Source organism: Novosphingobium indicum, from assembly GCF_014645195.1.
Lineage (GTDB): Bacteria > Pseudomonadota > Alphaproteobacteria > Sphingomonadales > Sphingomonadaceae > Novosphingobium > Novosphingobium indicum.
In genome coordinates, this window is the sequence record NZ_BMLK01000005.1 from 163926 (window position 1) to 178698 (window position 14773).

General features: G+C 63.0%; 14 protein-coding genes. 9 read left to right on the forward strand and 5 right to left on the reverse strand.

The window, feature by feature from the left end; genetic code table 11:
- The first annotated feature begins 1 nt into the window (after window position 1).
- Genes IEX64_RS06735 through IEX64_RS06765 form a run of 7 tightly spaced genes read left to right on the forward strand, consistent with a single transcriptional unit; the run spans window position 2 to window position 7269 of the window.
- Window positions 2-508, forward strand: coding sequence for a hydrogenase maturation protease (locus IEX64_RS06735; RefSeq protein WP_188818885.1), 507 nt, complete (start codon window positions 2-4; stop codon window positions 506-508).
- Window positions 490-753, forward strand: coding sequence for a hydrogenase maturation nickel metallochaperone HypA (locus IEX64_RS06740; protein WP_188818886.1), 264 nt, complete (start codon window positions 490-492; stop codon window positions 751-753). The genes IEX64_RS06735 and IEX64_RS06740 overlap by 19 nt, the downstream gene beginning before the upstream one ends.
- A 4-nt stretch (window positions 754-757) precedes the next feature.
- Window positions 758-3085, forward strand: a complete 2328-nt coding sequence (gene hypF / locus IEX64_RS06745; RefSeq protein WP_188818887.1) for a carbamoyltransferase HypF — start codon at window positions 758-760, stop codon at window positions 3083-3085.
- On the forward strand, window positions 3076-3333 hold the full coding sequence (locus tag IEX64_RS06750) for a HypC/HybG/HupF family hydrogenase formation chaperone (RefSeq protein WP_188818888.1): 258 nt from the start codon (window positions 3076-3078) through the stop codon (window positions 3331-3333). Before hypF ends, IEX64_RS06750 begins: the two co-directional genes overlap by 10 nt.
- Window positions 3330-4463: a hydrogenase formation protein HypD gene (gene hypD, locus IEX64_RS06755; RefSeq protein WP_188818889.1), complete on the forward strand. Its 1134-nt coding sequence runs from the start codon at window positions 3330-3332 to the stop codon at window positions 4461-4463. Before IEX64_RS06750 ends, hypD begins: the two co-directional genes overlap by 4 nt.
- Window positions 4460-5506 carry a hydrogenase expression/formation protein HypE gene (gene hypE, locus IEX64_RS06760; protein WP_188818890.1) on the forward strand — a complete coding sequence of 349 codons (1047 nt, stop codon included), beginning with the start codon at window positions 4460-4462 and terminating at the stop codon, window positions 5504-5506. The genes hypD and hypE overlap by 4 nt, the downstream gene beginning before the upstream one ends.
- A gap of 8 nt (window positions 5507-5514) precedes the next feature.
- Window positions 5515-7269 carry a hydrogenase maturation protein gene (locus IEX64_RS06765; RefSeq protein WP_188818891.1) on the forward strand — a complete coding sequence of 585 codons (1755 nt, stop codon included), beginning with the start codon at window positions 5515-5517 and terminating at the stop codon, window positions 7267-7269.
- Window positions 7270-7367: 98 nt separating this feature from the next.
- On the opposite strand, the gene IEX64_RS06770 is transcribed toward IEX64_RS06765, so the two are convergent.
- On the reverse strand, window positions 7368-7796 hold the full coding sequence (locus IEX64_RS06770; RefSeq protein WP_188818892.1) for a universal stress protein: 429 nt from the start codon (window positions 7794-7796) through the stop codon (window positions 7368-7370).
- 44 nt (window positions 7797-7840) lie between these two features.
- Here IEX64_RS06770 and IEX64_RS06775 point away from each other — a divergent pair, with 44 nt between their 5' ends.
- Window positions 7841-8002, forward strand: a complete 162-nt coding sequence (locus IEX64_RS06775) for a hypothetical protein (protein ID WP_188818893.1) — start codon at window positions 7841-7843, stop codon at window positions 8000-8002.
- Window positions 8003-8284: 282 nt separating this feature from the next.
- Here IEX64_RS06775 and IEX64_RS06780 read toward each other — a convergent pair whose 3' ends face one another.
- The gene (locus IEX64_RS06780; protein ID WP_188818894.1) at window positions 8285-8983 is read right to left on the reverse strand and encodes a DUF305 domain-containing protein; all 699 of its coding nucleotides are present in this window, start codon (window positions 8981-8983) and stop codon (window positions 8285-8287) included.
- A 368-nt stretch (window positions 8984-9351) separates the two neighbouring features.
- Window positions 9352-10560: a site-specific integrase gene (locus tag IEX64_RS06785; RefSeq protein WP_188818895.1), complete on the reverse strand. Its 1209-nt coding sequence runs from the start codon at window positions 10558-10560 to the stop codon at window positions 9352-9354.
- A gap of 123 nt (window positions 10561-10683) precedes the next feature.
- Here IEX64_RS06785 and IEX64_RS06790 point away from each other — a divergent pair, with 123 nt between their 5' ends.
- Complete coding sequence (locus IEX64_RS06790; protein WP_188818896.1) at window positions 10684-11841, forward strand: hypothetical protein; 1158 nt, start codon at window positions 10684-10686, stop codon at window positions 11839-11841.
- Window positions 11842-12361: 520 nt separating this feature from the next.
- Here the strand turns inward: IEX64_RS06790 and IEX64_RS06795 are convergent.
- On the reverse strand, window positions 12362-13624 hold the full coding sequence (locus IEX64_RS06795) for a replication initiator protein A (RefSeq protein ID WP_188818897.1): 1263 nt from the start codon (window positions 13622-13624) through the stop codon (window positions 12362-12364).
- Between the two features lie 61 nt (window positions 13625-13685).
- The gene (locus IEX64_RS06800) at window positions 13686-14765 is read right to left on the reverse strand and encodes a ParB/RepB/Spo0J family partition protein (protein WP_188818898.1); all 1080 of its coding nucleotides are present in this window, start codon (window positions 14763-14765) and stop codon (window positions 13686-13688) included.
- Window positions 14766-14773 lie beyond the last annotated feature (8 nt).

A 14773-nucleotide genomic window follows, 5' to 3' on the forward strand; every position in this document is an offset into this window, starting at 1 on the left:
CATGTCGAACTCCGTCTCCCGCCAGATCGTGCTCGGTATCGGCAATCCTGAGCGAGGCGACGACGCGGCGGGCCGGAAGGTTGCTCGTCTTTTGCTCCAGATGGCACCGGACAACGTCGAAGTGACCGAGCACGACGGCGAGGCAACAGCGTTGCTAGCCCGCCTTGACGGTGCAGCGGCTGCCTATCTGATCGATGCCTGTCAGTCCGGCGCGCCAGCGGGCACAGTGTACCGCTTCGACGTCAGCGCTGCGGCACTGCCGCAAGGCCTGGGTGGCCTGTCGACGCATGGGTTCGGCCTTGCGGAGGCGGTCGAACTCGCCCGAGCGCTCGGCAAGTTGCCGGCGCGCTGCATCGTCTACGCGATCGAGGGTGAGTGTTTCGACCTCGGTGCGCCGCTAACGCCCCCCGCCAGCGCGGCAGTTGCCAAAGTGGTCCAGCGCCTGGGATCGGAGATTATCGACGACATGGAACCGGGAAGGAAACCACGATGCACGAATCCCACCTGATGGAGAACTTGATACGCCAGATTGGAGAGATCGCAGAAGCGGAGCATGCGCGGCGCGTCACCGGCGTCTCGGTCTGGCTTGGCGCACTGAGTCACTTTTCTGTCGAGCATTTCACCGAGCATTTCGAGCGGGCGAGCACCGGCACGATCGCCGAAGGCGCCAGATTGGACGTGACCGTGTCGGACGATACCAAAGACGCAGATGCTCAGGATGTCATGCTGGAGAGCGTAGAGGTGGAGGTCTGAACGGATGAACCGGCCGGCTTCTCCGACCGAAACCGGAACAAGCGCACGCAAGCGAGTTCGTCTCCTTGTCCACGGCGCTGTGCAGGGTGTCGGCTTCCGACCTTTCGTCTACCAGCAAGCGCGGTCGCTGAAGCTTTTTGGCTGGGTCGAGAACTCGGCCCAGGGCCTGACGGTCGAAGTGGAAGGCGATTCGCGGAACGTGGACACGTTGGTCCACCTTATCCGCGAAACACCACCCCCGAATGCTGCGGTAGCCGCGATCGAGACTCACGAAATCGACTGGCGCGGTGACGTAGCTTTCGCGATCCGTGCGAGCGCGGTCTCTGGCGCCCGCACGGCAGAAGTGCTGCCAGACCTCGCGACCTGCGAAGATTGCCTGCGCGAACTCTTCGACCCTGCGGATCGCCGTCACCTCTATCCCTTCATCAACTGCACCCAATGCGGGCCCCGTTACAGCATCATCGAGGACATACCGTACGACCGGGTCCGGACCTCGATGAGGCATTTCCCGATGTGTCCCGCTTGCACTGCCGAATACGAAAATGCCGAGAACCGCCGCTTTCACGCCGAGCCCAACGCCTGTCCCGCCTGCGGTCCGCGGCTCGCCCTCTTGACCGCGGGCGGGAAGGTTGTCGCCCGCGAACACGAAGCTTTGCTCGCGGCCGCTTCGGCCATTCGACGGGGGCAGATCGTCGCAGCAAAGGGGATTGGAGGGTTTCATTTGATCGTCGATGCGCGCAGCGATACGGTCGTCCAAAGACTCCGTCAGCGCAAGCGGCGCGAAGTAAAGCCCTTTGCCGTGATGTTTCCTTCGCTCACCATGCTCCGCGAGGGCTGTGATTTCTCGCCGGTCGAGGAGGCGCTGCTGGTCAGCCCAGCACGGCCGATCGTGTTGGTGCGGCGAAAGTGCAGCCCGATCGCGACCACGGTCGCGCCGGACAACCCATGGCTCGGCGCGCTCTTGCCTTATGCGCCGTTGCACCACCTGCTGATGCGTGAACTCGGCTTCCCCGTAGTCGCCACCAGCGGCAACCTCGCCAATGAGCCGATAGTTACCGGAGAGGATGAAGCGAGGCGCAGACTGGCCGGGATCGCCGATCTGTTTTTGGTCCATGATCGACCGATCGCGCGGCCAGTCGATGACTCCGTAGCGCGTATCGTCTGCGGACGCGAACTCATCCTGCGCCGCGCGCGTGGCTATGCGCCTGTATCGGTTTCCGTGAAAGGCATGCGAGCCGGGATCCTGGCCATGGGCGGGCACTTGAAGACGACCGTCGTCCTAGGCGCAACGGATCGCGCGGTCATGAGCGGGCATATAGGCGATCTTGAGACGGCGGCGGCGCGCACGGTCCACGCCCGGGCGGTGGCGGACTCGGTTCGGCTACTGCACATAGAACCACGCCTCGTAGCGTGCGACCTGCACCCGGAATACGCCTCGGCTCACGCAGCCGAGGCGACAGGGCTCCCCCACATCGCGGTACAACACCACCTGGCCCATGTCGCGGCATGCATGGCCGAGCATGGACTGGTACCGCCGGTTCTGGGCGTTGCCTGGGACGGCGCCGGCTATGGCCCCGACCGCACGATCTGGGGCGGCGAATTCCTCCTCGTGACCCCGGCAGGCTGGCGGCGCGTGGCGCATCTCCGGCGCTTCCGTCTGCCGGGCGGCGACGCCGCAATGCGCGAGTCGCGCCGTGCCGCCCTCGGACTGCTCTACGAGGCCTTCGGCGAGAAGGCGTTCGCCATGACCGCGCTCGCTCCGATGGCCGCTTTCACGCCGGCGGAACGGAGCGTGCTATGCGCTCAGCTCCAGCGAGAGGTCAACGCGCCCCTCACCTCGAGCGTGGGGCGGCTGTTCGACGCTTTCGCCGCGCTCACCGGCCTCCGGCAGCGCGCGGACTATGAGGGTCAAGCGGCGGCGGCCTTGGAATGGGCTGCCGAGGGACAGGCAGACCCCCGATGCTATGAGTTTCCCTTGCGTGAGAAGAGCGAAGACGAGCCCCTAATCGTCGATTGGCGGCCGGCGCTCGAAACCTGTCTCGCGGACCTGCGCGCGGGCACGAATGCCGGCGCCATTTCAGCCGCATTCCATGCCGGGCTTGCCGCAGCCATTGCCGCGGTCGCGCAGCGGACGGGCGAACGCTGCGTGGCGCTCACTGGCGGCTGTTTCCAGAACGCCCGCCTGACCGAGGCGGCCGTTGCCGCTCTGAGGGCTGCGGGCTGCGAGCCGATCTGGCACGAGTCCATTCCCCCCAATGACGGCGGGCTCGCCCTCGGCCAGGCGACCTGGGCGGCATGGTCCAGCCAGCGAGGCGAAACACCATGTGCCTAGCAATTCCAGGACGCATCCTGAGCGCTTTCGGAGACGATGCCCTGACCCGGCTTGGCCGCGTGGATTTCGGCGGCGTCATCAAGGAGATCAATCTCGCCTACACGCCGGAGGCCGAGCCCGGCGACTACGTCCTCGTCCATGTCGGCTTCGCGCTCACCGTCATCGACGAGGCGGAGGCCCAGCGCACCCTCGCCTGCTTGCAGGAGATTGCCGCGCTCGATGCCACCCGAGCGGAGGCGCCGCTATGAGACATGCCGAAGAATATCGTGATGGCCGCATCGCTCGCGCCCTCGGCGCGCGTATCGCCCGCGCGGCCGACCCCGCTGCCAGCTATCGTTTCATGGAATTCTGCGGCGGTCATACCCACGCGATCGCGCGTTATGGGATCGAGGACCTGCTGCCCGGCAATGTGCAGCTGATCCACGGCCCCGGTTGCCCCGTCTGCGTGCTGCCCGTGGGCCGGATCGATGCCGCGATCCGGCTTTCCGAACGCCCAAAGGTAACGCTCTGCACCTATGGCGACCTGATGCGCGTGCCGGGCTCGCACGGCATGTCGCTCTTACGCGCCAAGGCGACCGGCGCCGACATCCGCATGATCTATTCCGCGCTCGACGCGTTGCGTATCGCGGAGGCTGAGCCCAACCGCGAGGTCGTCTTCTTCGCTATCGGCTTTGAGACCACGACGCCGCCGACGGCGCTTGCCATCCGGCTCGCGGCCGAGAGGAAGCTCAAGAACTTCACCGTCTTCTGCAACCACGTGCTGACGCCCTCGGCGATCCAGAACATCCTGGAGAGCCCCGATCTCCGGACACTCGGCCGCGTGCGCCTCGACGGCTTCATTGGCCCGGCCCATGTCTCGACCGTGATCGGCTCCGAACCTTATGCCTTCTTCGCCGAGGAGTTCGAGAAGCCGGTCGTCATCGCCGGCTTCGAGCCGCTCGACGTGATGCAGGCCATCCTGATGCTGATCGGCCAGGTCAACGAGGGCCGGCACGAGGTCGAGAACCAATACAGGCGCGCGGTGCGGCCCCAGGGTAACGATCGGGCCAAAGCCGACGTCGCCGAGGTTTTCGAGTTACGCAAGAGCTTCGAGTGGCGCGGTCTCGGGCTGGTGCCCTATAGCGGCCTGCGCCTCAAGAATGCCTATGCGGCTTTCGACGCCGAGCGCCACTTCGGCATTGAGTACCTTCCCGCGCCCGACAACCCGGCCTGCGAGTGCGGCGCGATCCTACGTGGTGTCAAGAAACCGACCGACTGCAAGCTGTTCGGCACGGTCTGCACGCCCGAGACACCGATGGGCTCCTGCATGGTCTCCGCCGAAGGCGCCTGTGCGGCGCACTGGACCTATGGTCGCTTCCGCGACCGCGAGGCGTCATGAGCCCTAAGGCCTACCGCCGCAAGCTCGATATCCGGAACGGCCGGGTCGACCTTTCCCACGGCGCCGGCGGGCGCGCCATGGCGCAGCTCGTCGCGGACCTCTTCCACGAGGCCTTCGACAACGACTGGCTCCGGCGTGGCAACGACCAGGCCGCCTTTGACGTCGCGCAAGGCCGCATGGTGATGACCACCGACAGCTATGTCGTCTCGCCGCTGTTCTTTCTTGGTGGCGATATTGGCTCGCTCGCCGTGCATGGCACGATAAACGACGTGGCCATGGCCGGCGCGCAACCGCTCTATCTTTCCGCCAGCTTCATCCTCGAGGAAGGCCTGGCGCTCGCCGAGCTGAAGCGCATCGCCGACAGCATGGGCGCAGCCGCGCGCGCTGCCGGCGTCCCGATTGTCACCGGCGACACCAAGGTGGTCGAGCGCGGCAAGGCCGACGGCGTGTTCATTTCGACGACCGGCATCGGGGTCGTACCGCCAGGCCTCGATCTCTCGGCCGAGAAGGCCCTGCCTGGCGACCGGGTGATCCTGTCCGGCACGATTGGCGACCATGGCGTCGCCGTCATGTCGAAACGCCAGAACCTGTCTTTCGAGACCGAGATCATCTCGGACTCGGCGGCGCTGCACGGACTTGTCGCCACCATGGTCACGGCTGGCGGCCAGGGCCTGCGCGTCATGCGCGACCCAACCCGGGGCGGGCTCGGGGCGACGCTCAACGAGCTCGCGCAGCAATCCGGAGTCGGCTTTCGCATCGCCGAGGAGGCGGTTCCCGTAAAGCCGGAGGTCACCGCCGCCTGCGAGCTATTGGGGCTTGACCCGCTTCACGTCGCCAACGAAGGCAAACTCGTCGCCGTCGTAGCGCCCGAGTCGGCCGAGGCCGTGCTCGCGGCCATGCGCGCTCATCCGCTCGGGTGCGCGGCCGCGATCATTGGCGAGGCAGTCGCTGACGAGAATCGCTTTGTCGAGATGACGACGGGCTTTGGCGGCGGACGCATCGTCGACTGGCTGTCCGGCGAGCAACTCCCCCGCATTTGCTGAGGCCGGTCGTGCGCATCCTGCTGCTCTGTCACAGCTTCAACAGCCTCTCCCAGCGGCTCTATGTCGAGCTGACCGAGCGCGGGCACGAGGTCTCGGTCGAGTTCGACATTAACGACACGGTCACACGCGAGGCGGTGACGCTGTTCGATCCCGACCTCGTGCTCGCCCCTTTCCTCAAGCGCGCGATCCCCGAAGATGTCTGGCAGAGCCGCCGCTGCCTCATCGTTCATCCGGGCATCGTCGGCGACCGCGGTCCGTCGGCGCTCGATTGGGCCATGCTTGAGGGCGAGACCGAATGGGGCGTCACCGTGCTTGAAGCCGAGGCCGAGATGGACGCCGGCCCGGTTTGGGCGTCGGTCAGCTTCCCGATGCGGAAGTCGACGAAATCGAGCATTTACCGCCGTGAGCTGGCCGACGCCGCTGTGACCGCTGTTTTCGAGGCGTTGGAACGAATCGAATCCCGTGTGTTGACACCGAGCCGGCCTGACCCTGCCGATCCGGCGGTGTGCGGCCGAGCCCGCCAGCAATGCCGCCAGAGCGACCGGGCAATCGATTGGACGAGCGATACGACTGATGCGGTGCTTCGCAAGATCCGCAGCGCCGATGGCTCACCTGGCGTGCGCGACGTGCTGTTCGGCCGCGCTATCCGCCTCTACGACGCCCATGGCGCGATCAGCCTTTCCGGACCGCCCGGCACCGTCATCGCCCGTTGTGATGGCGCGCTCGCCCGTGCCACGCGCGATGGCGCGGTGTGGGTCGGCCATGTGCGCGAGGAGCGCGACCAGGCGCTGAAACTGCCTGCAACCCATGTCTTTGCGGCGGAGAGTGCGGCACTGCCGGAAGTGCCCGGCTATGCGCCGATCCGTTACAAGGAAGAGGACTCCATCGGCTTTCTCCACTTCGCGTTCTACAACGGCGCCATGAGCACCGCGCAGTGCGAGGAGTTGCGCAAGGCCTACAGGCAAGCGCTCGCACGCCCCACCAGTGTGCTGGTGCTCATGGGCGGTCCCGACTACTGGTCCAACGGCATCCATCTCGGCCTGATCGAGGCCGCGGACAGCCCGGCCGATGAGTCCTGGCGCAACATCAATGCCATGGACGATCTCGCCCGCGACATCATTACGACAGCCGACCGCCTTGTCGTTTCCGCGCTCCGCGGAAACGCCGGCGCCGGCGGCGTGTTCTTGGCGCTCGCCGCCGATGAGGTGTGGGCCCGCGAGGGTATAGTGCTCAATCCGCACTACAAGGACATGGCCAATCTCTATGGTTCGGAATACTGGACCTATCTGCTGCCACGCCGTGCCGGGGCGGAAAATGCCTGGCGGGTGACACAGGCCCGCCTGCCGGTCGGTGTCGACGCAGCATGCCGCCTCGGCCTTGTCGACCACGCCCTGCCCGCCTCTTCTGCGCAGGATCCGACAGCGATTGCCCAGCTCGCTCGAACGCTTGCGATGGACTCGCATTTCCAAGCGCGTCTTGCCGAGAAACGACGACGCCGCGATGCGGATGAGTCCAATAAGCCCCTTGCGGCTTATCGCGCCGAGGAACTCGCCCGTATGCAGCTCAATTTCTATGGTTTTGACCCAAGCTATCATGTGGCCCGCTACAATTTCATTCACAAGATTCCGAAGTCGCGCACACCGCTGACGCTCGCCCGGCACCGGTCGCAGAGACAACGATGCCTCGCTCGTGAAATGCGGCACGACGACGCGTGGCATGATCCAGGAAGCCAACACGCCAGAAAGCAACAACACGATGATTGAACGTGGATGGCCCTAACTGCTCAAGAGGCCGTCTGTCTGGTTTGAAATGGAATCTGATCTCAAAGCCGCGATTGCCGCCGCCTTGACCGGCGTCAATGCTATGACTTCGCGATGAGCAAGTTGCCTGGAAGGTGTCTGAGCAAGTCGCCGCCAACCGATCCGTCAAACCAACGCTCGATCATGCCCTTCTCTGAATGGCCCAGAACAACAAGGTCAGCATGTATTTCATGGGCATAGGCAATAATCTCACGCCCGGGATCGCCTTGCCGTATGAGGGTGATGGCCTTCATCCCCTGCCTGCCGGATTCCAAGGCTGCCATGTCCAGGGCTTGTTCGAGCTCTTCACGCTCCATCCCCCAGACATCGATTTCTCCATATGCCTCGGCAAGCCCGCTACTTCCCGTTGTCGCGATTATTCCCAGCAGATGCAATTCCGACTTACAGAGACTTGCGAGATCGGACCCGTGTCTTAAGGCAGTCCGACTGAACTTCAATCCATCATAAGCCACCAGAATTTTCTGGTACATTGGAACTCTCCAGCGGTGAAACGGGCGGTATCAGGTGATGCCCATTGGTCGAAGCCCCCGGCGATGCCTCTCTGCCCGAGCATGAAGCTGCGCTTTGGCCGCACCATACGGGCGAACGCGTAATCAAAGCGCAAAGGCGCATCGAAGACGCCACGCTGGCGCTCGTCGTTGCGGTTGCTATTTCGGATCACACCGCCCTTGATTAAGATCCGAGTCTCGCACCCCCCTCGATCATGACACCCTTAATTCCGAGATTGGGCACGATCATGGCGGTTTGCAAACAAGTTACGCTGCTTCCCGCTCGGGCAGAATGGGCACCGCCGTGGTGACTGCCCATTGTCGATCAACGGGTCACGTGGGCCCGGCAGGCTACCAAGGCGCTCGCCGGGCGCATCAATCGCTTCCCCGATCGCGCGAGAACTCCGCTTGCGCCCCCACCGAGGGCGCCAGCCGGGTACGAGTTTCGGTCGAGGTCATGCCACTTCGCGTCATCCGGGCGCCTTGCTGGGGCAAGTCCGCACATGAACAGTCGTGGTAGCGTCCCTCCTATCTGATTTGTCAATTAGTTCCGGCTCGGCAAGTGCCCTCTCAAGTACCACCAGGTCACTCAGTTGTGCGTTACGGACCCTTCGGACAGCATTGACCGTCTCCCGGGGAATAGCGGGCTCCTTCAGAAGAACCTCGGACATTGCGATCGCTCCACGATGATGTGCGATCATCTTTCGCAACCAGATTTCCGAAGCATTGGCACCATTCACGCTCATTGTCGCATCGTGCATTGCTTGAATTGGCTTTAGAAATATGAAGGCACTTTCCACGTCAAGGGGGCCTTCGCGCTCCAGCGCCCGGAGGACGCCGACAGCATCCTCTTGAACTCTCATGGTCTCTCTGGCCAGATCAGCAATGCATAAAGAAGGATTCTCCCTAAGAACAATGCGCGACAGCGCAGCACCTCCCTCATGATGCGCGATCATCATCCTTACCCAATTGTCCCCTGAACTGGTCCCGATAGCCGCTCTCATATTGTCATACATTTCGGTCTCAGCATAAAAGAACGGGCCAAGGTCATGAGAGATGGTCTCTGCTTCGTCGGTACCGGTTGAGGTCGCACTGCCTCGCCGCTCATGCTGGCTACATGAGATCAGAAACACTAAGGTGAAGATTGCGGCCACGAAATGAAGGCGCATAGGATTTCTCACGAAATGCGGCACGGAATTTCGCCATGCTATCAGCCTTGCTACTGCCGGTCACTGCCGCGCGAATATCCACAACCGCTCGCATCCGTACATCAAACTTTTGGACACCTTGGCGCCAGCCAGACGATTGCAAGACGTCCACTTGCCAGCAATTCCACGGCCAATGCTCTTGCGAGATTGAACCTCCAGCAGCACAGACGATATCTGTCGGCATAGGATCGAAGAAAATTAACCCCTGCTCCGCACTGCAGGGGCCGACCGCCGGCGACCCAAAAACGCCGCCGAAATCGCATCGCCCGGGACACGGCCCGGTCTCGTCAGAACAGCCACTTATCGAGGCTCGGCTTACAACCCCATCCTCAGTTCATGCGCTTCAGCAATCGCCCCGCCGCACCCTGTTCGGCGGCGAGGTTGCGGTTGTAGAGCAATGGCATCCTCGGGCTTTTCCAGCGCAGCGCGTCCATGATCCCGGCGAGGTCTTCGCCGGCCGCGAAGTAGTCCTGGTTGACCCCCACACGCGTCGAGTGCGCGCTGACCTCATGTACCTGCTTTTCGAACGTCGTCGCATCCAAATCGGCGAACGCGCCAGCCTCGAATGCCCGGCGCAACATGGCGCGCAGCAGCGGCGTGACCGATCCCGGATGGAGCGCGCCCTCCCCCACATTGTATTCGACTCGCGCGCCCATTGCGGCTTTCGCTGCAAACCGTTCGGGCTCCCAGCGTGCGTTCCATCCCCGGTTCGCACAATTGCCGGCCTTGCACGCCGGCTTGGCCGCATAGCGCCGCACGATCACCCGCCGGAACACCGGCCCCTCGCCCATCCCGGCAGCCTGGAGCCAGTCTGCAAGAGCACGTACGGTCCGTGGAGACAGATAGGCAGTGGCCCCCTCGCCTTCCTGGTCGCCCTTCGAGCGGAGAACCCTGAGCAGCCGTGCATCAACATCGATTGCCTCGCCTACGTCATCTACTCGCACCGCGACAAGTTCGCTGGCGCGCAGGCCCGTGTCATAGGCGAGGCTGAGCAACGCTTTGTCGCGCAGGTCGGTGAGACTCTCCCCGAGCGATGCTAGCACTGCCTTGACGTTGAGCCCGCGTGGGCTGTCCGCGAGCGGATCCTTGACCGCCCCCCGAAACCGCAGTGGGCGCGCCTGCTTCTGGGTTATCCCATTCTCGCGACGGTGCGCAGCGAGCGTGAGCCGCACCAGTTCGTCAGCAGTAGGATCGGCAAGGCCGCAGAGGCGATGCAGCCTTGCGACCGAGGCCTTGTAGCGCGACAGCGAAGCAGGCGCCGCCCCCTCGCCTGCCCGGACCGTAAGCCAATCGGCGATGGCTTGGGGCGTGGCGGGAACGGCCTTCTCTCCCCTGCCCCGGCACCAGAGATCGAAGGCCATCACATCCGACCGAAACGCGCGCAAGGTGTTGGGCGCGGCAGCACGGGCATAGGTGGCCAGCAGGTCCGGGCTGGGGCCTGTGCCCGGCTGGCGCGCCACAAGCGCCAGTTCGCGCGAGAGCGCCAGCGCTTCGCCCGTTTGCTTGTCATCGTCATCAAGGGCGGTTTCTGGGGCCATCGCCAAGCGATTCTGCCGTCTTTCTTATAGATAAGCAACATGTGATAAGTGCAATTATCCCATGTGAGGGTGTAGGGCGTCCAGGCACTTGTGTAGTGTTAGGCATTTCACTACACATTTGGCATGGAGCCGCTGACCGCATTTGCCTTTGATGACGACGCTTCGGCTGAGGAGGCGGCGCTCGCTGAGGCGACTTGCGCCCTGGCGCTGGGGCGGCTCGACGGGCTCGTCGCAGGCCTTTCCGGCGACGAAAAGACGTTGTTTTGCATGCACTTGCTGCGCCGGGCGCTGATTGCCGCGCTGCTGCAATCGGGATTCACCGACGCCGAAATGCGCTTCGAGCACTGGTTCGCGGGGCTCAGCCGCGCCCCGCAGGAGACCCCCCTCACCCCCTGCCCCGCGCATGCCATCGTCCGCGCGCTGCTTGCTGAACTCGGCCATCACACCTGGGAACCGCTCAGCGAGGCAAGCCAGACGATATCTCCCGCTGCCCGGTTCACGTCCGATGGCAGAGATAACGACGCTGCAGGGCTTCCCGCTGAGGCGCTTGAGGCCGGACACGCGTTGATCGGCGAATGTCCCCTCCCGTCCGACGCATGCCTGCCGTTCGCGGCGCTCGAACAGCTCAATCGGCGCCTTCGGCAATCCGCGCTGTTCGCGCCCGTTGAGCGTGGTGCTGCCGTGCTGCCGCTGCTGGACCGTGACGTCGCGATCGAGCGTGCGGGTATCCGCACTCCGCTCTGGGCATTGGATGCGCTTCTGGGCCGTCTGTTGGCGTCCTGTTGCACCTGGCGGGTCCCCCTCCCCTGCCCCGGTGCGGTGACCGCGGAAGCGCTTGGGCCGCAGCTTGGCTCCTGCTCGCGGCGGATCGCGATGGCCGAGAGGCTGGCAGCAAGTGTTCAGGGGCTGATTGAGGTTGCCGAGACTGCCCGCAGGCAGGCGATGCGCATGCACGACAGTCTTGGCCATCTGCGTTCGTCGGCGCGCGCTCCGCAGGTATGGATGTTGCTTGCGGGATTTGCTCCGCTGGGGCTCGAGCAGATGGGTGTGGCATTCGGGATTACGCGGCGAGGTACCTATGCCGTTCGCGATGCGCTGGTCGATGCGGGGATGGCCCGGGTCGAGACGGTCAAGGGTAAGGTCTTGCTGGAAGCCACTGGTGAACATGAGAAAGCTAGCCAGATGAGCAGCGAGCGGTCGGGCGCCCTGCCCTCCCCTCTGCTTGCCGAGTTCGATGCGGCAATGGATGAGATCGACCGTTTGCTCGATCGCACGCGGTAGGCAGTTTGCGTGGTTTGTTAGTATGTCCTGGCCGCTCCCGCCTTTCCACTGATCAAATCAATGAAATTGAACTTCTCTGATGGGTTAGAGGGGTTAAATCTTACTGTTAGAAAGTTAGATGGCGCGGAATTGGCGCGTTTGCCCCAGAAATCCGCGAGTCGGTCGCATCGAACCGTTCCTGTTGTATCGACAATCCGTTCCCGTTGTGTCGGGAGTGCTGTTCCCGATGTGTCGGTGGTTGGTTCCCGGAGTGTCGTTGATAGACTGCTTTGTGTTCCTGAAGTGTCGAAAGGCTACGCAATGCCGCAGGCTTGCACGATTTTTTGAATCAGTTTTGCCGGAGGTCGTCACAAAGTGATTCAATTGGGTGCGTGGGAGCTGAATGGTCTACTCCGGGTTTAGCGCCAGGTTCTCTCGACACGACACTTCGGGAACGCAGACTGGCGATGACCTGAAATTTGACCGGTTTGCTGGGGCAATCGACACTGCTGCGTTGGCTCCGCTCGGCGGCCCGAGTGCCTCAGCCGCGCAATTCGTGCCGGTGCTTTTCGTGATGTCGCTTCACCCAACCTATGAAGGCTTTTTGCCAATTGACCGGGCTTCGCTCGGCTGAAGCGTTCACCCAGGCTTCGAACTCGGCATGCAGATTATAGAGGTCCCAGCCCGGGCATTCGCGGCGGAGGAGCTCAATCGTATCATCCGTCATGAAGCCGCGTGTGGCGGCGTCGGAGAGCCCGGCGACGGTGCTTTTGATCAACGAGCGAGCGTCGACCAGAACCTCTACCTCATCTCTTGGAGGCTTCACCGGCTCGGGAGGTTTCCTTGAGGAAACTTTCTCGGCCTGTTCGGTTGTCGCGCCCTCCCCTGCCATTGCATTGCCTGCGAGCTGTTCGAACGCGGATCGACCCTCGGCGATGTCTTCGGCAGATACCGTCAACCCTTCACCTTTCGCGTCGTTACGGAGCATCCGGAGGAGTGGTTCTCCTCTTGCGGACTGTTCGACGACCAATTCGTAGCCTGGCAAGGCGTTCTTCTCGGCAAGCTTCAGCAGCTCAAACTTGAACCGACGGTAGGCCCCTTCCGCGCCGCTCTTTTCGAACAGTACCGGCATGGAGATGGCAAAGCCTCCCTCCCCTGCCCCGCCGGCATGTTTGCGCGCTACCTTGTAAAGCCAGCGCTCACGCCCGCCACTGATGCTGAAATAGGCACGGTCGATGGCAAGCACGCCGCCCTTCATGAGCACTCCTTCATAGAACCAGTTCGAGAGCTCAAGCGTCATGCCTTTGGAACGTTCGGTGCGTTCGTCGACTAGCTGCGTCCAGCCATCGAGCCAGCTGAACGTTGCCTCGCGACGATTCTCAGCGCGGATGTTGGTCTTGATCGTTGTGGATACGAGCCTGTCGAGAGCCTGGCCAAGCAGCTCATATGCTCGCCCAGTCGTTGGCCGCCCGATAGCCCGGAGCAAATCATAAGGCATGATATGGAGCTTACGAGGTATATCGTTCTGCCCTCGCCTTGCCATGTCGGCCAGCATGCTTGCGCAATAGATCAGGATGTCCGCATCCCAGATCGTGGCCATGCCATAATCAGGATTGGCGCTGACATGGACCCACAGCTTCCCATCCGGGCTGTTATAGTCAATTGGCTTGATGCGCTTCGACTTTGCCAGGCTGAAGAACGGACGCTCCATCATCTCCCGCTGATCGCGGAAGTTGAGATCGGCGATATACGGCAGAAACAAATCGAACTGCTCGCCCACGGCTTGCTTGCGGGCGCGACTCACGAGACGTTTCCTCGAGGAAACTTCCGGGCACTTGCGCCGACCAAAGCAGACGCGCCGTCCACTATTTCACCGAAATCCCGTTCTCTCGAAGGCTTTCCAGAACCTTCAGAACTGCCTCGGCGACAGCATCGTCGCTTGCACCGCTTGCCATCGGCAGGTGCAGGGTGATCCCCTGCCGGTTGACCGCCTTCACGGCCACCACAGGCCTACCGTGCGGTCCGGCAATCTCCATACGCAAATCGACCGGTGCTGGAGCCTTCACGGCATTTGCAGCCATGAGCCGACGCAAGGTTGCTGCGCCGGGGAGGGGAGGGGTGCCAATGTCTACTGCCGCCTGGTTCTCGCTAGCGATTGCCTTGGCCTCCTTTCGAATGGCGGTCGCGCGCGCACTGTCGTCAAGAGCGGCGGCCAGCTTGTAAGCAGGATTGAGCGTCAGCTCGTGCAGGTTGGCAAATGCAACAAGCACATCGTCAGAGATCGTGGCTGCCTTCAACATCTTCGAAAGCCAGCCCTTTGAGAGCTTGAGCCGCTCAGCCATGCGGACGGCCTTGCCGCCATAGTGCAATTCGAGTGCTGCAGCGTAGTTCCGCGCCCTCTCGATGTCCGAGATGTCCTTGCGGGCCCTGTTCTCGATATCGGCGAGGCGGAAAGCTGCCTCATCGTCGAGTTCGGCAACCTGCGCGAGCAACCTCATGTCCGGGTACGAATGTGCCCGAAGCCAGGAGATGGCGAAGTGGCGCCGGGTTCCTGCGATCAGCTCATAGTCGTGGGCCGGATCGTCCTTGATGTGGCGAACAACGGCGGGAACCTTCTGCCCACCTTCTGCAACGATCGAATCGATGAGATCGCGGCAATTCTCCTCAGTGAGCTTTGCTTGAATTCGCGCATTTCCAACCCAGACCCGCACACGCGCCGGATCCAAAAGCAGTTGTGTGACTTGCCGGACTTCGCCGGCTGCAACCCGCGACAGCGCATTCTCACGTCCGAGGAGCGAAAGGCCTGCACGCGCACTGGCGCGCGTCGGCTCACCGCGAGAGGGAAGGGGGATCGCTGCATCCTGCGTGTCGCTCTTTGGCGCTTCCGCTTCCACCTCGTCCTCAGCCAGAAGACTGGCGAGGTAGTCGCTTTGCTTTTTCGCCATCAGATCGC